The following is an 18,931-nucleotide window of genomic DNA, read 5'->3' as shown; positions in this document are numbered from 1 at the left end:
TAACCTCTGCGCCCGCGGAACCCTGGCATAGCCTCCTGACCATGACTTCCGATGTGTGGCTGCCGATCCCGCCGGACGAGATCGAGGGCCTTCCCGAGGGCCTGACCTACCACTTCTGGGACGGGGGAGTGGACGGTGAGCAGGAGTTCCCGGCCGACCCCGCGGACTGTGCCGTCTACGTCGTGCCGTACATGAAGCGCTACCCGGTGAAGGTGCGGCCGCTCCCGCAGATGACGAACCTGCGGCTGGTGCAGACGCTGACCGCGGGCGTCGACGACGTCATGTCCCGCCTGGACGACCTCGTGACGGGTGTACAGCTGTGCAACGCGCGCGGGGTGCACGAGGCGAGCACCGCCGAACTGGCGCTCACCCTGACGCTGGCGTCCCTGCGCGGCATCCCCTCCTTCGTGCGGGCGCAGGAGCGCGAGCACTGGCAGGGCGCGTTCCATCCCTCGCTCGCCGACAAGAGCGTGCTGATCGTCGGCTACGGGGCGATCGGCTCGGCCGTCGAGGACCGGCTCGTACCGTTCGAGGTCGCGCGGGTGCTGCGCGTCGCGCGCTCGGCGCGCACCACGGAGCGCGGCCCGGTGCACCCGTTCACCGATCTGCCCGCGCTGCTGCCCGAGGCGGACGTCGTCATCCTGACCACACCCCTGAACGACAGCACGCGCGGCCTGGTGGACAAGGCCTTCCTGGCCCGGATGAGGGACGGCGCCCTGCTGGTGAACGTCGCGCGCGGGGCCGTCGTCGACACCGGGGCGCTCCTCGCCGAACTGGAGAGCGGCCGGATCACCGCCGCCCTGGACGTGGTCGACCCCGAGCCGCTGCCGGCGGGCCATCCGCTGTGGCGTGCGCCCGGTGTGCTCATCAGCCCGCACGTCGGCGGCCCCACGTCCGCGTTCCTGCCGCGCGCCAAGCGGCTCCTCGTAGGGCAGTTGCGCCGGTTTGTGAACCGGGAGCCGCTGGCGAACGTGATCCTTACGACGGGCGCGCCGGACGCGTAGTCCGGTTCGAGTACCCTCCGCAGTCCTGCGGATGCGGGCGGTGCTCGCGTTACCCCTGGTCGTCACGGAGCGTAGAGAAGCTATGTCCCTGAGTGACGAGACTGGTGTATCGTCCCGACAGGGGCAGCGCCGCGCACCGATCGGCGCCGGGGACGGACATTTCAGACTGTGAGGGGGGCGACGGGCGATGCACGGCCTATGGACAAGCGATCCGACGCGGCGAGGCCGCCGGCGACGGCCCTGGCGTGCGGCCGCGCTCGAACGCGGCTGCCACGGCAGTCACGGTCACCGCGGCAGTCACAGCCAGCACACGAATCACAGCAGCCACAGCAGCCACGGCGGCAGAAGCAGCCACCGCAGGCACAGCGGCCGCAGGCGGCAGGCGCCTCCCGCGCACCGCACCCCGGAGGGTGCGGCCCGGACCGGGAGCGACCGGTGACCTCGCCACCCCCCATGACCACGCTCGACACAGCGCTGCGCGGCCGCCCGGCACCCCCGGCGGCCCCGCACAGGCCACCGGCCGGCGGCGGGGCGGGCCCGGGCCGCCAACTCGGTCTCGCCGTGGTGTGCGCGGGATACGCCGTCGGTTCCGCGCTCGGCTGGGGCTCCGAGCAAGCAGCTCTGGTCATGGGCGACTTCGGGCTGAGCGCCGCGGCGGGCACCGCGGCCGTCTCCTGCTTCCTCTACGCCCGTAGCCACCGGGTCCCCTTCCGGTCCGCCTGGCTGCTGTTCGCCCTCTCCTCGGCGATGGCGGCCCTGGGCAACCTGATCTGGGGCTGGTACGAGGTCGTCCTGGACCGGCCCGTGCCCAGTCCCAGCTACGCCGACCTGTTCTTCCTGTGCTTCGCGCCGCCGGCCATCGTCGGCCTGCTGGTGCTCGCCAAGCGGCCGGTGACCAAGGCGGGCTGGATCTGCCTGGTCCTGGACGCCTGGCTGATCGCGGGCTCGCTGCTCACCCTGGCGTGGAGCCTGGCGCTCGCGCAGACCGCCCGGGCCGACGGCTCCGGCGTGCCGCACACCGCGCTCTCGCTCGCCTACCCGCTGCTCGACATCGCGCTGGTGAGCATGGTGCTCGCGCTGCACTTCCGGCGCTCCGGCGCCCACCGCTCCGCGATCAACACCGCGATCGGCGCGCTCGCCCTGACCGTGATGTGCGACGCGCTGTTCACCTCGCCGCTGCTGCACAACAACTACCGCTCCGGCCAGCTGCTGGACGCCGGCTGGTTCGCGGGCTCCCTGCTGCTGGCGTACGCCCCCTGGGCCGCGCCCCGGGAGGGGCTGCCCGACGAGGAGCCGCACACGCGCGTGGTCCACGAGCACCGGCCCGGGCACCCCGGCGGCGCCCACCATCACCACCGCACCCCGCAGGAACCCGGCCGTTACGCCGCGGCCCGGCCCATCACCGGCTCGCTCGCGGCGCTCACCCCGTACCTGGCCGCGGCCGTGTGCACCCTCGGCATCCTCTACAACGTCCTGCACGGCCGCAGCGTCGACCGTTTCGTGCTGCTCACCGCCGGCACGGTCGTCCTCGCCCTCGTGGTGCGCCAGGGCATCATGCTGCTCGACAACATCACCCTCACCCAGGAGCTGGCGCAGAAGGAGAACCACTTCCGCTCCCTGGTGCAGGGCTCCAGCGACGTCATCATGATCGCCGCCCCCAACGGCGTCCTGCGATACGTCTCCCCGGCCGCCGCCGGGGTCTACGGACGCCCCGCCGAGGACCTGGTGGGCACCGAACTGGCCGAGCTGATCCACCCCGACGACCTGGGCTGCGTGGTGCACGAGGTGCGCCGCTTCCTCGCCGCCAGCCCGGCCGACGAACCCACCACCCGCATCGAGTGCCGCTTCCGCTCCGGCGACGGCGGCTGGCTGAACGTGGAGTCCACCGTCAACCGCCACCACGGCGGCCTGATCTTCAACAGCCGGGACGTGACCGAAAGAGTGCGCCTGCAGGCGCAGCTCCAGCACAACGCCGAACACGACCCGCTCACCGACCTGCCCAACCGCGCCCTGTTCACCCGGCGCGTGCAGCAGGCACTGTCCGGCCGCCGCTCCACCGACCGCGGCACGGCCGTGCTGTTCATCGACCTCGACGGCTTCAAGGCCGTCAACGACACCATCGGGCACCAGGCCGGCGACGAACTGCTCGTCCAGGCCGCGCGCCGCCTCCAGGAGGCGGTCCGCCAGTCCGACACCGCGGCGCGGCTGGGCGGCGACGAGTTCGCGGCCCTGATCGTCGGGGACGGAGGCCGCGACCGGGTCGCCCGCGAACGGCACATCCTGGAGCTCGCCGACCGCCTCAGGCTCACGCTGTCCCAGCCGTACACGATCGACGGCAACGATGTCCGCGTCGCCGCCTCCATCGGGGTCGCCTTCGCCGAGCCCGGTCTCGGCGCGGGCGAGCTGCTGCGCAACGCCGACCTGGCGATGTACCGGGCCAAGTCGGCCGGCAAGGGCCGGGTCGAGCTGTACGAGCCGCAGATGCAGCAGGACGTCGTCCGCAAGGCGGAACTGGCCACCCGGCTGCGGTCGGCGCTGAACGACGGCGAGTTCACGCTGCTGCACCAGCCGGTGGTGTGCCTGGAGGACGGCCGGATCACCTCGGTCGCGGCTCAGGCGCGCTGGCGGTCCTCGCAAGGGGTGCTGTTCACGCCGGCGGAGTTCCTGCGGGTCGCCGAGGACAGCGAGAAGACCGCAGAGCTGGGCCGGTGGGTGCTCCAGGAGGCCGTCGAGCAGGCCGCCGAGCGCACCGCGACCGGGCTCGCCGTGCCGGTCGTCGTCCGGATGGGCGCCCGCCGCCTGCTGGACCGCTCGCTGCCGCTCGGCTCGGTGGAGGCGCTGCTGACCCGGCACGGGCTGCCCTCGGGCGCGCTGGTGATCGAGCTGTCCGACGCCGACCCGCGGGTGTCCCTGGACGAGCTGGAGCGGCGTCTGGGCGCCCTGAGACGGCTCGGCGTACGGATCGCGCTCGACGGGTTCAGCAATGGTTTCGCGGCGATCACCGCCCTCCGGCGGCTGCCCGTCGACATACTGAAGCTGGACCGCTCTCTCGTCGAGGGTGTCGTCGAGTCCGCGCGGCTGCACAAGATCACCGGCGGGCTGCTGCGCATCGCCTGCGATCTCGGGCTGCAGTCCGTCGCCGACGGGGTGGACCTGCCGGAACAGGTCGTCGCCCTGCGCGGGATGGGCTGTACGCACGGACAGGGCATGGCCTTCGCCGGGCCGCTGGACGAGTACCGGCTGCGCCGGGCGCTCACTTCCGGCCATTACCCGGTGCCGCACGGTCCGTCCGAACCCGCGTTCGCGGGCGGGGTCGGCCGCGGCTTCGACGGCATGGGCACGGGCGTGACCACCATCTTCGGTGGCGGGACGACCCTCCGCTCACATAATGAGACTCCCGTCCCACCCACTTGACAGTAGGTGCGCGCCGGGGGGAGGGTCAGTGCCATGCGCACCCGAATTCTCGTACTTGGAAAGCGCGTCGGCTGAAGCTGGTGACGTCCGGACCGACCCGGACTCCTGGCAGACCCACCCGGCGCGCTCCCCTCGCTTGCCTTCTGGCACGAGGGGTTTTTTGTTGCACAGGGCAGCCTGTACAACAGCCGCAAGCCGCACGAACCTCGCAAAAACCCTCAGCATCGAGAAGAGAATGCCGATGACCGAGCAGGCCACCGGGGCCCACCATCCGCAGCCGCGGCCCCGATCCGGAGGACAGCAGTCCGCCCCCGAGCACGTCACGGGTGCGCAGTCCCTCATCCGCTCTCTCGAGGAGGTCGGGGCCGACACGGTATTCGGCATTCCCGGCGGTGCGATCCTTCCCGCGTACGACCCGCTGATGGACTCGACCCGGGTGCGCCACGTCCTGGTCCGCCACGAGCAGGGCGCCGGCCACGCCGCCACCGGCTACGCGCAGGCCACCGGCAAGGTCGGCGTCTGCATGGCCACCTCCGGCCCGGGCGCCACCAACCTGGTCACCCCGATCGCGGACGCCCACATGGACTCGGTGCCGCTCGTGGCGATCACCGGGCAGGTGGCCTCCAAGGCGATCGGCACGGACGCCTTCCAGGAGGCGGACATCGTCGGCATCACCATGCCGATCACCAAGCACAACTTCCTGGTCACCAAGGCCGAGGACATCCCGCGGATCATCGCGCAGGCCTTCCACATCGCCTCCACCGGCCGCCCCGGCCCGGTCCTGGTCGACATCGCCAAGGACGCCCTCCAGGCGAAGACGGTCTTCCAGTGGCCTCCCACCATGGACCTGCCCGGCTACCGCCCGGTGACCAAGCCGCACGCCAAGCAGATCCGCGAGGCCGCCAAGCTCATCACGGCCGCCAAGCGGCCCGTCCTCTACGTCGGCGGCGGCGTGCTGAAGGCCAAGGCGACCGCCGAGCTGAAGGTCCTCGCCGAACTCACCGGAGCGCCCGTCACCACCACGCTGATGGCGCTCGGCGCGTTCCCCGACAGCCACCCGCTGCACGTGGGGATGCCGGGCATGCACGGGGCGGTCACCGCCGTCACCGCGCTGCAGAAGGCCGACCTGATCGTCGCCCTCGGAGCCCGCTTCGACGACCGAGTCACCGGCAAGCTGGACAGCTTCGCCCCGTACGCCAAGATCGTCCACGCCGACATCGACCCCGCCGAGATCGGCAAGAACCGCGCCGCCGACGTGCCGATCGTCGGTGACGCCCGCGAGGTCATCGCCGACCTGGTCCAGGCCGTGCAGAAGGAGCACAGCGAGGGCCACAGGGGCGACTACAGCGCCTGGTGGAAGGACCTCTCCCGCTGGCGCGACACCTACCCGCTCGGCTACGACCAGCCCGAGGACGGCTCGCTGTCCCCGCAGGCGGTCATCGAGCGGATCGGCCAACTCGCCCCGGAGGGCACGATCTTCGCGGCGGGCGTCGGCCAGCACCAGATGTGGGCCGCGCACTTCATCCAGTACGACAAGCCCGCCACCTGGCTGAACTCCGGCGGCGCCGGAACCATGGGCTACGCCGTCCCGGCCGCCATGGGCGCCAAGGCCGGCGCACCCGACAAGGCCGTGTGGGCCATCGACGGCGACGGCTGCTTCCAGATGACCAATCAGGAGCTCACCACCTGCGCCCTGAACAACATCCCGATCAAGGTCGCCGTCATCAACAACGGCGCCCTCGGGATGGTCCGCCAGTGGCAGACGCTGTTCTACAACCAGCGCTACTCCAACACCGTCCTGCACTCCGGCCCGGACGACGTCAACCCCGAGGCCCGCGGCACCCGCGTCCCCGACTTCGTGAAGCTGTCGGAGGCCATGGGCTGCCACGCCATCCGCTGCGAGTCGCCGGAGGACCTCGACAAGGTCATCGAGGAGGCGAACTCCATCAACGACCGTCCGGTCGTCATCGACTTCATCGTCCACGAGGACGCCATGGTGTGGCCGATGGTCGCCGCCGGCACCTCCAACGACGAGATCATGGCCGCCCGGGACGTCCGCCCCGACTTCGGCGACAACGAAGACGACTGAGAGCCGTAGGTAAAGGAAGCAGACCATGTCCAAGCACACGCTCTCCGTCCTGGTGGAGAACACCCCCGGCATCCTGGCCAGGATCGCCGCCCTGTTCTCCCGCCGCGGCTTCAACATCGACTCCCTCGCGGTCGGTGTCACCGAGCACCCCGACATCTCCCGCATCACCATCGTGGTGAACGTCGAGGACCTGCCGCTGGAGCAGGTGACCAAGCAGCTCAACAAGCTCGTCAACGTGCTGAAGATCGTCGAGCTGGAGCCCGCACAGGCCGTTCAGCGCGAACTCGTTCTGGTGAAGGTGCGCGCCGACAACGAGACGCGCTCGCAGATCGTCGAGATCGTCCAGCTGTTCCGCGCCAAGACCGTCGACGTCTCCCCGGAGGCCGTCACCATCGAGGCCACCGGCTCCAGCGACAAGCTGTCCGCCATGCTGAAGATGCTGGAGCCGTACGGCATCAAGGAGCTCGTCCAGTCCGGCACGATCGCGATCGGCCGCGGCGCCCGCTCGATCACCGACCGGTCGCTGCGCGCGCTCGACCGCTCCGCCTGACGGCACCGGCCCCGGGCGGCCGCCGACACGCGGCCGCCCGTATGCCGAGACCCCCGAACTTCCCCTCCCCCCGCCGTCATACGGTGGGACGCAACACCTGCACTCAAGGAGAGAACCCAAAGTGGCCGAGCTGTTCTACGACGCCGACGCCGACCTGTCCATCATCCAGGGCCGCAAGGTCGCGGTCATCGGGTACGGCTCCCAGGGCCACGCCCACGCCCTGTCGCTGCGCGACTCCGGTGTCGACGTGCGTGTCGGTCTGCACGAGGGCTCCAAGTCCAAGGCCAAGGCCGAGGAGCAGGGCCTGCGTGTGGTGACGCCCGCCGAGGCCGCCGCCGAGGCCGACGTCATCATGATCCTCATCCCGGACCCGATCCAGGCCCAGGTCTACGAGGAGTCCATCGCCCCGAACCTGAAGGACGGCGACGCGCTGTTCTTCGCGCACGGCTTCAACGTCCGCTTCGGCTTCATCAAGCCCCCGGCCGGCGTGGACGTCGCCCTGGTCGCCCCGAAGGGCCCGGGCCACCTGGTCCGCCGCCAGTACGAGGAGGGCCGCGGCGTCCCCGCGATCGCCGCGGTCGAGCAGGACGCCACCGGCAACGCCTTCGCGCTGGCCCTGTCGTACGCCAAGGCCATCGGCGGCACCCGTGCCGGTGTCATCAAGACGACCTTCACCGAGGAGACCGAGACCGACCTGTTCGGTGAGCAGGCCGTGCTGTGCGGCGGCACCTCCGCCCTGGTCAAGGCCGGCTTCGAGACCCTGGTCGAGGCGGGCTACCAGCCGGAGATCGCCTACTTCGAGTGCCTGCACGAGCTGAAGCTGATCGTCGACCTCATGTACGAGGGCGGCCTGGAGAAGATGCGCTGGTCCGTCTCCGAGACGGCCGAGTGGGGCGACTACGTCACCGGCCCGCGCATCATCACCGACGCCACCAAGGCCGAGATGAAGCAGGTCCTCACCGAGATCCAGGACGGCACCTTCGCCCGCAACTGGATGGACGAGTACCACGGCGGTCTGAAGAAGTACAACGAGTACAAGGACCAGGACTCCGAGCACCTGCTGGAGACCACCGGCAAGCAGCTGCGCAAGCTGATGAGCTGGGTGAACGAGGAGGCCTGAGCCTCCTGGCGGCGGGGCCGGGGCGATACGCTCCGGCCCCGTTGTCCAACCCGTCCAGCCACGGACGGGTGATCCTTCCGTAGAGGCGAAGAACGCACGGCGTGGCGCCACTACACTGCTCAACAACAACGCGTCAGGCCCACAGCGTCGTGCGTCTTCCACGCGGCTAGCCCCTCCACCGCCTGCGGCCGTCGGGACGGCCGTCCGCATCGCACATGTGAGGACCACGTGAGCTCGAAACCCGTCGTACTCATCGCTGAAGAGCTGTCGCCCGCGACCGTCGACGCACTCGGACCCGACTTCGAGATCCGGCACTGCAACGGCGCCGACCGCGCCGAGCTGCTGCCCGCCATCGCCGATGTCGACGCGATCCTGATCCGCTCGGCCACCAAGGTCGACGCCGAGGCCATCGCCGCCGCGAACAAGCTGAAGGTCGTCGCGCGAGCCGGCGTCGGCCTGGACAACGTCGACGTCTCCGCCGCCACCAAGGCCGGCGTGATGGTCGTCAACGCCCCGACCTCCAACATCGTGACCGCCGCCGAGCTGGCCTGCGGTCTGATCCTCGCCACCGCCCGCAACATCCCGCAGGCCAACGCCGCGCTGAAGAACGGCGAGTGGAAGCGCAGCAAGTACACCGGTGTGGAGCTGGCCGAGAAGACCCTCGGCGTCGTCGGCCTCGGCCGCATCGGCGCGCTGGTCGCCCAGCGCATGTCCGCCTTCGGCATGAAGGTCGTCGCCTACGACCCCTACGTGCAGCCCGCGCGCGCCGCGCAGATGGGCGTGAAGGTGCTGTCGCTGGACGAGCTGCTCGAGGTCTCCGACTTCATCACCGTCCACCTGCCCAAGACCCCCGAGACGCTCGGCCTGATCGGCGACGAGGCGCTGCGCAAGGTCAAGCCCGGCGTGCGCATCGTCAACGCCGCGCGCGGCGGCATCGTCGACGAGCAGGCGCTGTACTCCGCCCTCAAGGAGGGCCGCGTCGCCGGTGCCGGCCTCGACGTGTACGCCAAGGAGCCCTGCACGGACTCGCCGCTGTTCGAGTTCGACCAGGTCGTCGCCACCCCGCACCTGGGCGCCTCCACCGACGAGGCGCAGGAGAAGGCCGGCATCGCCGTCGCCCGCTCGGTGCGCCTCGCCCTCGCCGGTGAGCTGGTGCCGGACGCGGTGAACGTCCAGGGCGGTGTCATCGCCGAGGACGTCAAGCCTGGCCTGCCGCTCGCCGAGCGCCTCGGCCGCATCTTCACCGCCCTCGCGGGTGAGGTCGCCGTCCGCCTCGACGTCGAGGTCTACGGCGAGATCACGCAGTACGACGTGAAGGTGCTGGAGCTGTCCGCGCTCAAGGGCGTCTTCGAGGACGTCGTCGACGAGACGGTCTCCTACGTCAACGCCCCGCTGTTCGCGCAGGAGCGCGGTGTCGAGGTGCGTCTGACGACCAGCTCGGAGTCCCCGGACCACCGCAACGTCGTCACCGTGCGCGGCACGCTCGGCACCGGCGAGGAGGTGTCGGTGTCCGGCACCCTGGCCGGCCCGAAGCACCTGCAGAAGATCGTCGCCGTCGGCGACTACGACGTGGACCTCGCGCTCGCCGACCACATGGTCGTCCTGCGCTACGAGGACCGTCCGGGTGTCGTCGGCACCGTCGGCCGCATCCTCGGTGAGGCGGGCATCAACATCGGCGGTATGCAGGTCGCCCGTGCGGCGGTCGGCGGCGAGGCCCTCGCGGTGCTCACCGTCGACGACACCGTGCCCTCCGGGGTGCTGGCGGAGCTGGCGAACGAGATCGGCGCGACCTCCGCTCGCTCGGTGAACCTGGTCTGAGTGCCGCGAGAACGCCGTTCGGGCCGAGAGACTCTCGGCCCGAACGGCGTTCTCGCGTCTCAGACCGCTGCGGGCTCCCGCTCCTCCGCAGGCGCCTCCCGCACACTGATCCCCCGCAGCGAAACCGCCGCCAGGACCGCCGCGGCGAGCAGCAGCACCACCGCCGTGAGCGACGCGGCCCGCATCCCGTCGGTGAAGGCCTCCCGCGCGGCGGCGGCCAGGCCCGGGACCCCGTCGGCGACGGCCAGCGCCCCGCCCAGCGTCTCGCGGGCCACGTCCGGCGCCGAGCCGGGCATCCCGGAGCGGTAGACCGCGGTGCCGATGGAGCCGAGCACCGCCATCCCGAGGGCGCCGCCGAACTCCGCGCCCGTCTCCAGGAGCGAGGAGGCGGACCCCGCCCGCTCCACCGGGGCCGCGCCCAGCGCCAGGTCGGTGATCTGGGACATCACGGTGACGATCCCGACGGCGAGCACCCCGCACGCCGTCAGCACCAGCGCCATCGAGTCCGGGCCCGCCAGGGCCAGCAGCCCGTAGCCGCCCGCGCCGGTCACGAAGCCCGCCGTGACGACGTAGGCGCGCTGCACGCCGTTCTGCACCAGCTGGGCCGCCACCGGTGCCGCCGCCCCGATCGGCACCGACGGCAGCAGCGACCACAGGGCGGCCTCCAGGGCGCTCTTGCCGAGCACCGACTGCAGGTACTGCGTGGTGAAGAACGCCGAGCCCATCACCGCGAAGGCGGACAGCAGGTTCAGGGAGACCGACGGCGCGAAGCCGCGGCCGCGGAACAGGGCCGGGTCGATCATCGGGGAGGCCGTGGTGCGCTGGCGGTGTACGAACAGGGCCGCGAACAGCAGGCCGACCGTGATCGGGACGACGTGACCGGCGGACCAGCCCTCGGCCGCGATCTCTTTGAGCCCGTAGATCACGGGCAGCACCGCCGCCATGGACAGCGGGATGCTCAGCCAGTCGAAGCGGCCGGGCGTGGGGTCCTCGGACTCCGGCAGCAGGACGGGGCCGAGGACCAGCAGCAGCACCATCGCGGGCAGGTTGACCAGGAACACCGAGCCCCACCAGAAGTACTCCACCAGCACCCCGCTCATCACCGAGCCGAGGGCGATGCCGCCGGTCATCACGCCGGACCAGATGCCGATGGCCTTGGTGCGCTGGCGGGGGTCGGTGAACATCGTGCGCACCAGCGCCATCGTCGACGGCATCAGGGTCGCGCCTCCGATGCCGAGGACCGCGCGGGCCGCGATCAGCGTCTCCGCGCTGTTCGCGTAGGCCGCCACCAGGGAGGCCGTGCCGAAGGCGGCCGCGCCCAGCAGGAGCAGCCGGCGGCGGCCGAAGCGGTCGCCGAGGGAGCCCATCGTCATCAGCAGGCCGGCCAGGACGAACCCGTAGATGTCGAAGATCCACAGCTGCTGGGTGGCGGTGGGCGCCAGGTCCGCCCCGATGGCGGGGATCGCGAAGTAGAGGACGGAGACGTCCATCGACACCAGCAGCAGCGGCAGCATCAGCACGGCCAGGGCGGTCCATTCGCGGCGCCCGGCAGGGGAGCCGGGGGCAGGGGTCGTGCTCGTCGGATTCGTCATGCCGAGCAATGTACAGGCGTCCTATACGCCTGTCTAGAACATGTGTATAAGACTTGCGTATAAGACCTGCGTATGGGACGGGTGTATGGACCCGGACGCTAGGCTGACCCGCATGGGACACCGCGAGGATCTGCTCGAAGGCGCCAAGCGCTGCCTGCTGCAGAAGGGCTTCGCGCGCACGACGGCGCGCGACATCGTCAAGGAGTCGGGCACCAACCTGGCCTCCATCGGCTACCACTACGGCTCGAAGGACGCGCTGCTCGCCCAGGCCTATGTGTCGCTGGTCGAGGGGATGGGCCCCGCCTTCCAGGGCGGCGGAGGCGCGGCGAGCACGGAGCCCGGTTCCGTGGAGCGCTTCCAGGAGGTGTGGTCGAACATCATCGCCACCATGCGCGAGCCGGGCTCCATCTGGCGCCTGAGCATGGAGATCATCGTCATGGGCGACGAACTCCCCGAGGTGCGGGACCAGTTGGCGCGCGCCCAGCGCGAGGCCGGCCGCGGGTTCGTCCCGATGCTCATGGGCGGCCGCGAGGAGGACGTCTCGGACGAGACCGCCGACACCCTCGGCATGTTCTACGTGACCCTCATGACCGGGCTGATCGCCCAGTGGACCTTCGATCCGAAGACCGCGCCCAGCGGCGAGCAGCTCGCCGAGGGTCTGCGGCGGTTGATCGACGCCGCCACGAAGGGCTGAGCTGCTGAGCGCCCCGGGGGTGGCCGGACTTCCTTCTTCCGTTGCTGGTGGGGTCAGCCCTGCTGCTGTCGCTGCTCAGCGCCAGTGTGTGGCGCAGTGACGAACACGAGGCGGCACCGGTCGCCGACGTGACTCCCCTCGGCGGCCGGGTGCCGGGCTCGCAGGCCGACACCAAGGGGCCTTCGGCCAAGGAGTCCGCCCCGGCGACCAAGGCATGGGTCGTGCCGGGCACCGGCGTGACCCGCTGTCCGAGGCAACCCTGCCGAGCCCCGCTCCGGCTCTTCGAGGTGGACTACTCCGGGGCGAGGTACGTCGAGCTGATCGGCGAGACCACGTTCGAGCGGCTCGGGCCCGCCGCGCGCAGGGCCGGGGGCGGCTGGATCGCCGAGGGCTCTCCCGAGGTGCTGCGCGGGCTCGGGCCCGAGTACTTCTTCCGCGAGGGCGCCGAGGACCGCGCCACCCGCGCCCCGGCCTGGTGACGGCTCACAGCCGCGCCGCCTTCAGCGCCATGTGCAGCAGCAGCCGGTGCTCGCCGTCGTCCAGGTCCAGGCCCGTCAGCTGCTCGACGCGGGACAGCCGGTAGTAGAGGGTCTGCCGGTGGATGCCCAGCGCGGCGGCCGTACGCCCGGCCTGGCCCGCGTGGTCGAGGTAGACCTCGGCGGTGCGGGCCAGCTCGCTCTGGGCGGGGGACAGGAGCGGGGCCGACGCCGGATCGTGCGCGGCGCCCGTCGGCAGGGAGGTCAGCAGCCGGTAGGCCCCGATCCGGGACCACTCCGCGACCGGCCCGAGGCGGGGCTCGGCGAGCGCGGCGCGGGCGGCGGCCGAGGCCTCCTGCCAGGAGGTGCCCAGCTCGGCGAGCCCGCTGCGGATCTCCCCGACCCCAGCCGCCCGGGCCCCCTCCCGCAGCAGCCGCGAGGCCGCCGTCAGCGCCGGCACGTGCACATCGGCCGAGCGCAGCCGCACCAGCACCGCCAGACACTGGCGGGCCGGGCCCCACGGCACCGTGCACAGGGCCGTCGTGTGCGGCACGGTACGCGCCGACGGGGCGTCGTCGGGGTCGGCCGAAGGCCAGGGCGCGACGCAGACCACGGTGTGCGGGCCCTCCCCGCGCGGGCCCAGCGCGGTCCGCAGCGCCGCCACCGCCATGTCCTGCTGCCAGCCCCGCTCGGCGGTCAGCACCGCCCGGAACTCCCGGGTGAGGTCGGCGCCGTGCTGGGCCTCGTCCGCGAGCAGCGCGCCGATCCGGGCGGTCACCTCCATGGCCGCCGCGAGCTGGGCGTCCGTGGGACCCGGGTCGTCGTCCAGCAGCCACACGTACCCGAGGACGACACCCCGGTGGCGTACGGGCAGGCAGATCCGTCCCCGGTACACCCCCGCCTCCGGGGTCGGCGGGATACGGACCGGTCCCGTCGCCCGGGTGATGCCGAAGCCCTCGAACCACTCCCGCACCGCCGCCGTGGAGCGCCGGGTCAGGATCGAGCGGGTGCGGACCGGGTCCAGCGCGGACGGGTCGAGGTCGCCCTCGTCGTCGTACGCGCCGAAGGCGATCAGTTCGAAGTCGCGGTTCTCCAGGGTCGCCGGAACGCCCAGCAGCTCGGAGATCTCGTCGACCAGCTCCTGGTAGTCCGCTTTGTATTCCGACGCCACCCGGGCATTCTGCCGCATTTCCCGTGCCCTTCATACATCTGTCCGAGATCTGTGGCAGGGATGCGTGACAGCTGTCGATGGCAGAGGATCGGAGCGATCCTTAGGTTTCACGGTGGTTCTCCGTGCCGTACCCGAATCTTCGGGCCGCGGCCTGTTTCTGCTGGTTAGTGGAGGTTCCCCGTGCTGGGTCCCGTGATTCTCGCCGCGTCGCGCAGCGACCGGATGCGACGCCTGATCTCGGCGGCCCCGGTCACCAAGCAGGTCGTCGACCGGTTCATCCCCGGTGAGACCGTGGACGACATCGTCCCGATCATCGAGGACCTGACGGCCAAGGGCCTGGAGCTGACGATGGACGTCGTCGGCGAGGACATCACCACCCCGGAGCAGGCCACCGCCGCCCGGGACGCCTATCTGCTGCTGATCGAGCACCTCAAGGACCTGGAGCTCGGCGAGCGTGTCGAGATGTCCGTGAAGCTGTCGATGTTCGGCCAGGCCCTGGAGGGCGGCCACGAGCTGGCCCTCGCGAACGTCCGCCCGGTCGTCGAGGCCGCCGCGGCGATCGGCACCACGGTCACCCTGGACGCCGAGGACCACACCACCCTCGACTCGATGTTCACCATCCACGAGGAGCTGCGGAAGGACTTCCCGCAGACCGGCTGTGTCATCCAGGCCTACCTCTTCCGCACCGAGGCCGACGCCCGCCGCCTCGCCGCGAACGGCAGCCGGGTGCGCATCGTCAAGGGCGCATACAAGGAGCCCGCCGAGGTCGCCTACCAGCAGAAGCAGGAGATCGACAAGGCGTATGTGCGCATCCTGAGGATCCTCATGGAGGGCGAGGGCTACCCGATGATCGGGTCCCACGACCCGCGCCTGATCTCCATCGCCCAGGAACTCGCCCGCAAGGCCGGCCGCAAGCTCGACGAGTACGAGTTCCAGATGCTGTACGGCATCCGCGGCGACGAGCACCTGCGCCTGGCCGCCGAGGGCCACCGCATGCGCGTGTACACGGCCTACGGCACCGACTGGTACGGCTACTTCATGCGCCGTCTCGCGGAGAAGCCGGCCAACCTGCGCTTCTTCGTCCGCAGCATGCTCTCCAAGGGCTGACCCGAACACCCGCTCACGTACAAGGAGTTACGGATCTCATGGACGCTGTGACCCAGGTCCCCACCCCCGTCAACGAGCCGGTGCACGGCTACGCCCCCGGCTCGCCCGAGCGTGCCCGCCTCGAGGTCAAGCTCAAGGAGCTGGCCGAGAACCCGATCGACCTGCCCTGCACCATCGGCGGTGAGAAGCGGATGGGCGGCGGCGAGGTCTTCCAGGTCGTCCAGCCGCACAACCACAAGGCGGTCCTCGGCACCTACCGGAACGCCACGCAAGCGGACGCCCAGGACGCGATCGACGCGGCCCTCGCGGCCGCCCCGGCCTGGCGCGCGATGTCCTTCGACGACCGCGCGGCGATCATCCTGCGCGCCGCCGAGCTGCTGGCCGGCCCCTGGCGCGAGACGCTGGCCGCCTCCACCATGCTGGGCCAGTCCAAGACCGCCCAGCAGGCCGAGATCGACACCCCCTGCGAGCTGGTGGACTTCTGGCGCTTCAACGTCGCCTACGCCCGCCAGATCCTGGCCGAGCAGCCCCCGGCGAACTCCCCGGGTGTGTGGAACCGCCTCGACCACCGCCCGCTGGAGGGCTTCGTCTACGCGATCACGCCGTTCAACTTCACGGCCATCGCGGGCAACCTGCCGACCGCCCCGGCCCTGATGGGCAACGTGGTCGTGTGGAAGCCGTCCCCGACGCAGACCCACGCCGCCGTGCTGCTGATGCAGCTCCTGGAGGAGGCCGGCCTGCCCAAGGGCGTCATCAACCTCGTCACCGGCGACGGCATCGAGGTCTCCAAGGTCGCCCTGGAGCACCGGGACCTCGCCGGCATCCACTTCACCGGCTCGACCAGGACCTTCCAGTACCTGTGGAAGACGGTCGGCGCCAACATCGAGAAGTACCGCGCCTACCCGCGTCTGGTCGGCGAGACCGGCGGCAAGGACTTCGTCGTCGCCCACCCGAGCGCTGACAAGGCGATCCTGAAGACCGCCCTGACCCGCGGTGCCTTCGAGTACCAGGGCCAGAAGTGTTCGGCGACCTCCCGCGCCTACATCCCCGCGTCGATCTGGAACTCCGGCTTCAAGGAGGAGTTCGCCGCCGAGGTCGACTACATCACCATGGGTGACGTCACCGACCTGTCGAACTTCATCGGCGCCGTCATCGACGAGCGCGCCTTCGCCAAGAACAAGGCCGCCATCGACCGCGCCAAGCAGGACCCCACCTGCACGATCGTCGCGGGCGGCTCCTACGACGACTCGGTCGGCTACTTCGTCCGCCCGACCGTCATCGAGTGCACCGACCCGGAGAACGAGGTCTTCACGACCGAGTACTTCGGCCCGATCCTCGCCGTGTACGTCTACGAGGACGACAAGTACGACGAGATGCTGACCCAGATGGAGTCGGCGTCGGACTACGCGCTGACCGGCTCGGTCATCTCGAACGACCGCGCCGCCGCCGCGTACACGATGGAGAAGCTGCGCTACGCCGCCGGCAACTTCTACATCAACGACAAGTCGACCGGTGCCGTCGTCGGCCAGCAGCCCTTCGGCGGCGGCCGCGCCTCCGGCACCAACGACAAGGCCGGCGCCCCGCAGAACCTGATGCGCTGGACGCTGACCCGCGCCATCAAGGAGACGCTGGTCCCGCCGACCGACTACACCTACCCGCACATGGGCTGAAGCCCGCGCGGCACCCTTGTCCGAGGGCCGGGTCAGAAGGCGAAGTACTTCGCCACGACCCGGCCCTCGGCCGCTGCGCGCCCATAGGTGTCGCGCAGGTCCGCGTAGTGCCCGGCGAGCATCTCCGCGACCTCCGCCCGCGGCCGCCCCCAGGAGGCGGCCAGCTCCACGCCGCTCACCGCCCACAGCTCCTCGAAGGCGGTCCTCCGGATGAAATCCGCCGCCACCCGGACCTCCTCGGGCGTGAGCAGCACATAGGGGTCCGGGTACTTGGGGTGGTACACGGGCCGGCCGCCGAATATGAGCAGCGAGGCGGGCAGCCAGGGGCCGATGTCGTGCTTCTCGGCCCCGCAGAGCAGGTGGTCGAGCGTGAAGAAGTCCTTCTCGATCACCGTCTCGACGGCGTCCGGCGACTTCTCCCCGCCGGACCAGGCGTCCCACGACGCGGCGAACAGCTCCGCGAGCCAGACGCCGTCCTCGCGCAGCTCGGCCTCGGGGACCGCGATCAGATGCAGGTGGTAGCCCATGCGCCCAACGTAGGGGCTGCCACTGACAACGCCCTCAGCCCGCCATCTCCGTACGCTCCCACCACTCGTACACCGGCAGGCTGCCCTCCGGCGTGTCCGCCCGGCGGGACGTGGGCCGGAAGTGCTCGTAGCCGTTGCGCAGCTCGATCTTCACGTCCGGACCGGGGCTGGGAACCGGCACGATCCGCTCGGGGAGATCGTCCGGGCCGCCTTCGAGGAACACCTTCTCCGTGTCGTTCATGACGTCACCTGTTCCCCTCGCGGCGGCCGCATGTCCGGCGCCGCGCGGAGGATCAGTCGTGTGGGCGAGCCGCCCGCACGGTCCTGCCGAGGAAGTCGTCCATCAGGCCCGCGATCTGGCCGGCGTGCGTCTCCAGCGCGAAGTGGCCGGTGGGCAGCAGATGCACCTCGGCCTCCGGCAGGTCCCGCTGGAAGGCGAGGGCGCCGGCCGGGACGAAGATCTCGTCGTGGGCGCCCCACACCGCCAGCAGGGGCACCTGGCTGGTGCGGAAGTACTCGTGGAAGGCCGGGTAGAGGGCGAAGTTGGAGCCGTAGTCGCTGATCAGGTCGAGCTGGATCTCCGTCTGGCCCGGACGTGAGATGTCGGCCGCGTCCCGCTCGTAGGCGTCCGGACTGACCAGGTCCCGCAGGCGCTCCGGAACGCCGTGCAGGTACTGCCACTTGATGCCGTCCAGGGAGTAGATCTCCCGCACCGGCGCCTCCGTCTCGGGCGTGCGCTTCTCGATCAGCGCCCGCACCGGGGCCCAGGCCTCCTCGCCGAGGCCCTCCTCGTAGGCGTTGCCGTTCTGGGTGACGATCGCGCTCACCCGGTGCGGATGCGCGAGCGCGAGGCGCAGCCCGATCGGGGCGCCGTAGTCCTGGACGTACAGCGCGAACCGCTCCAGTCCGAGCCGCTCGGTGAACTCTGCGGTGAGCTCGGCCAGTTCGGCGAAGGTGTACGAGAACTCCGACGCGGGCGGCGTCGCCGAGCGCCCGAACCCGATGTGGTCGGGCGCGATCACCCGGTAGCGGCCGGCGAGCAGCGGGATCAGGTCGCGGAACATGTGCGAGCTGCTGGGAAAGCCGTGCAGCAGCAGGACCGCGGGCGCGTCCTCGGGGCCGGCCTCGCGGTAGTGGACCTCGTGGCCGCGGACGGTGGTGGTGCGGTGGTGAACCCGGTGAGTGGTCATGACGGCATCATGTGCCGCCCATGTCTAACCAGTCAAGAGTGTTTTAGTGGTTAGGCGAGTGAGGGTGTGTGCTGAGAACGCCCCGTGACAGTCAAGATCGAGCGCGCCGGCGCGGCGAGTGGAAGGACGAGCAGCTCGCGGAGCTGTTCAGCGAGGGCTTCCCGGCGTTCATCACCGCCGACCGGGTGGTCAAGAGGTGCATAGGCCGGGTCAGGGAGTACTTCGCCGGGTTCGACCTGATGCTCGTCGACGAGCGCGACGACGTGCCCGTGGCCGCCGGCTGGGGCGTCCCGCTGCGCTGGGACGGCACCGTCGACGGCCTGCCCGGCGGCTACACCGACTCCCTCGTGCGCGCCGTGGAGGGACGCGAACAGGGCCTGGAGCCGGACTCGTCGGTGATCTGCGGGGCCGTCGTCGCCCCGTCCCGCAGAGGGCGCGGACCGGCCGGCGGGACGCTCGGGGTCTACCGCGAGCCCAACATCTGGATGCGGCACGCCTGACAATGCCGG

Annotated in this window: 16 protein-coding genes; 11 read left to right on the top strand and 5 right to left on the bottom strand. The window is 70.9% G+C overall.

Annotated features, from left to right (window positions below; genetic code table 11):
* Positions 1-41: 41 nt before the first annotated feature.
* The 6 genes from ACIGXJ_RS31225 to serA all read left to right on the top strand — a co-directional run bounded on the left by ACIGXJ_RS31225 (position 42) and on the right by serA (position 9,995).
* Complete coding sequence (locus ACIGXJ_RS31225; RefSeq protein WP_399652442.1) at positions 42-1,004, top strand: 2-hydroxyacid dehydrogenase; 963 nt, start codon at positions 42-44, stop codon at positions 1,002-1,004.
* Positions 1,005-1,457: 453 nt separating this feature from the next.
* Entirely contained in the window at positions 1,458-4,418 is a 2,961-nt protein-coding gene (locus tag ACIGXJ_RS31220) for a putative bifunctional diguanylate cyclase/phosphodiesterase (RefSeq protein WP_399652440.1), read from the top strand.
* Positions 4,419-4,659: 241 nt separating this feature from the next.
* Positions 4,660-6,507, top strand: a complete 1,848-nt coding sequence (locus ACIGXJ_RS31215; protein ID WP_399652438.1) for an acetolactate synthase large subunit — start codon at positions 4,660-4,662, stop codon at positions 6,505-6,507.
* Between the two features lie 25 nt (positions 6,508-6,532).
* The gene (ilvN, locus tag ACIGXJ_RS31210; RefSeq protein ID WP_059128941.1) at positions 6,533-7,057 is read left to right on the top strand and encodes an acetolactate synthase small subunit; all 525 of its coding nucleotides are present in this window, start codon (positions 6,533-6,535) and stop codon (positions 7,055-7,057) included.
* 121 nt (positions 7,058-7,178) lie between these two features.
* The gene (gene ilvC / locus ACIGXJ_RS31205) at positions 7,179-8,177 is read left to right on the top strand and encodes a ketol-acid reductoisomerase (protein ID WP_399652435.1); all 999 of its coding nucleotides are present in this window, start codon (positions 7,179-7,181) and stop codon (positions 8,175-8,177) included.
* A 228-nt stretch (positions 8,178-8,405) separates the two neighbouring features.
* Entirely contained in the window at positions 8,406-9,995 is a 1,590-nt protein-coding gene (gene serA / locus ACIGXJ_RS31200; protein WP_399652432.1) for a phosphoglycerate dehydrogenase, read from the top strand.
* A 59-nt stretch (positions 9,996-10,054) separates the two neighbouring features.
* Here the strand turns inward: serA and ACIGXJ_RS31195 are convergent, their stop codons facing one another.
* A complete protein-coding gene (locus ACIGXJ_RS31195) occupies positions 10,055-11,587 on the bottom strand; it encodes an MFS transporter (protein ID WP_399652429.1) in 1,533 nt (510 codons plus the stop codon).
* Between the two features lie 112 nt (positions 11,588-11,699).
* Here ACIGXJ_RS31195 and ACIGXJ_RS31190 point away from each other — a divergent pair, with 112 nt between their 5' ends.
* A complete protein-coding gene (locus ACIGXJ_RS31190) occupies positions 11,700-12,281 on the top strand; it encodes a TetR/AcrR family transcriptional regulator (protein ID WP_399652426.1) in 582 nt (193 codons plus the stop codon).
* A gap of 41 nt (positions 12,282-12,322) precedes the next feature.
* Positions 12,323-12,760 carry a hypothetical protein gene (locus tag ACIGXJ_RS31185; RefSeq protein ID WP_399652423.1) on the top strand — a complete coding sequence of 146 codons (438 nt, stop codon included), beginning with the start codon at positions 12,323-12,325 and terminating at the stop codon, positions 12,758-12,760.
* Between the two features lie 4 nt (positions 12,761-12,764).
* Here the strand turns inward: ACIGXJ_RS31185 and ACIGXJ_RS31180 are convergent, their stop codons facing one another.
* On the bottom strand, positions 12,765-13,946 hold the full coding sequence (locus ACIGXJ_RS31180) for a PucR family transcriptional regulator (RefSeq protein WP_399652420.1): 1,182 nt from the start codon (positions 13,944-13,946) through the stop codon (positions 12,765-12,767).
* Between the two features lie 162 nt (positions 13,947-14,108).
* Between ACIGXJ_RS31180 and ACIGXJ_RS31175 the strand changes: the two genes are divergently transcribed.
* Together ACIGXJ_RS31175 and pruA are read left to right on the top strand one after the other, a co-directional pair.
* Positions 14,109-15,035 carry a proline dehydrogenase family protein gene (locus tag ACIGXJ_RS31175; protein ID WP_399652417.1) on the top strand — a complete coding sequence of 309 codons (927 nt, stop codon included), beginning with the start codon at positions 14,109-14,111 and terminating at the stop codon, positions 15,033-15,035.
* Positions 15,036-15,073: 38 nt separating this feature from the next.
* On the top strand, positions 15,074-16,705 hold the full coding sequence (gene pruA / locus ACIGXJ_RS31170; protein WP_399652413.1) for an L-glutamate gamma-semialdehyde dehydrogenase: 1,632 nt from the start codon (positions 15,074-15,076) through the stop codon (positions 16,703-16,705).
* Positions 16,706-16,737: 32 nt separating this feature from the next.
* On the opposite strand, the gene ACIGXJ_RS31165 is transcribed toward pruA, so the two are convergent.
* From ACIGXJ_RS31165 to ACIGXJ_RS31155, 3 genes are read right to left on the bottom strand one after another with little or no spacing between them, the layout of a single operon-like run.
* On the bottom strand, positions 16,738-17,232 hold the full coding sequence (locus tag ACIGXJ_RS31165) for a DUF1877 family protein (protein ID WP_399652409.1): 495 nt from the start codon (positions 17,230-17,232) through the stop codon (positions 16,738-16,740).
* Positions 17,233-17,266: 34 nt separating this feature from the next.
* A complete protein-coding gene (locus tag ACIGXJ_RS31160; RefSeq protein ID WP_399652406.1) occupies positions 17,267-17,473 on the bottom strand; it encodes a DUF5988 family protein in 207 nt (68 codons plus the stop codon).
* A 52-nt stretch (positions 17,474-17,525) separates the two neighbouring features.
* Positions 17,526-18,422: an alpha/beta fold hydrolase gene (locus ACIGXJ_RS31155; RefSeq protein ID WP_399652403.1), complete on the bottom strand. Its 897-nt coding sequence runs from the start codon at positions 18,420-18,422 to the stop codon at positions 17,526-17,528.
* A gap of 68 nt (positions 18,423-18,490) precedes the next feature.
* Here ACIGXJ_RS31155 and ACIGXJ_RS31150 point away from each other — a divergent pair, with 68 nt between their 5' ends.
* Positions 18,491-18,922, top strand: a complete 432-nt coding sequence (locus ACIGXJ_RS31150) for a hypothetical protein (RefSeq protein WP_399652400.1) — start codon at positions 18,491-18,493, stop codon at positions 18,920-18,922.
* Positions 18,923-18,931: the final 9 nt, after the last annotated feature.

The organism is Streptomyces sp. NPDC053367 (assembly GCF_044545925.1).
Lineage (GTDB): Bacteria > Actinomycetota > Actinomycetes > Streptomycetales > Streptomycetaceae > Streptomyces.
The sequence above is the reverse complement of the archived record's forward strand: the minus strand, read 5'-3'. Positions and strand labels throughout refer to the sequence as shown.

Coding starts and splice junctions, on each gene's coding strand:
- ACIGXJ_RS31225 (WP_399652442.1), top strand. CDS start 42: ATGACTTCCGATGTGTGGCTGCCGATCCCGCCGGACGAGATCGAGGGC.
- ACIGXJ_RS31220 (WP_399652440.1), top strand. CDS start 1,458: ATGACCACGCTCGACACAGCGCTGCGCGGCCGCCCGGCACCCCCGGCG.
- ACIGXJ_RS31215 (WP_399652438.1), top strand. CDS start 4,660: ATGACCGAGCAGGCCACCGGGGCCCACCATCCGCAGCCGCGGCCCCGA.
- ilvN (WP_059128941.1), top strand. CDS start 6,533: ATGTCCAAGCACACGCTCTCCGTCCTGGTGGAGAACACCCCCGGCATC.
- ACIGXJ_RS31195 (WP_399652429.1), bottom strand. CDS start 11,587: ATGACGAATCCGACGAGCACGACCCCTGCCCCCGGCTCCCCTGCCGGG.
- ACIGXJ_RS31190 (WP_399652426.1), top strand. CDS start 11,700: ATGGGACACCGCGAGGATCTGCTCGAAGGCGCCAAGCGCTGCCTGCTG.
- ACIGXJ_RS31180 (WP_399652420.1), bottom strand. CDS start 13,946: ATGCGGCAGAATGCCCGGGTGGCGTCGGAATACAAAGCGGACTACCAG.
- pruA (WP_399652413.1), top strand. CDS start 15,074: ATGGACGCTGTGACCCAGGTCCCCACCCCCGTCAACGAGCCGGTGCAC.
- ACIGXJ_RS31165 (WP_399652409.1), bottom strand. CDS start 17,232: ATGGGCTACCACCTGCATCTGATCGCGGTCCCCGAGGCCGAGCTGCGC.
- ACIGXJ_RS31160 (WP_399652406.1), bottom strand. CDS start 17,473: ATGAACGACACGGAGAAGGTGTTCCTCGAAGGCGGCCCGGACGATCTC.
- ACIGXJ_RS31155 (WP_399652403.1), bottom strand. CDS start 18,422: ATGACCACTCACCGGGTTCACCACCGCACCACCACCGTCCGCGGCCAC.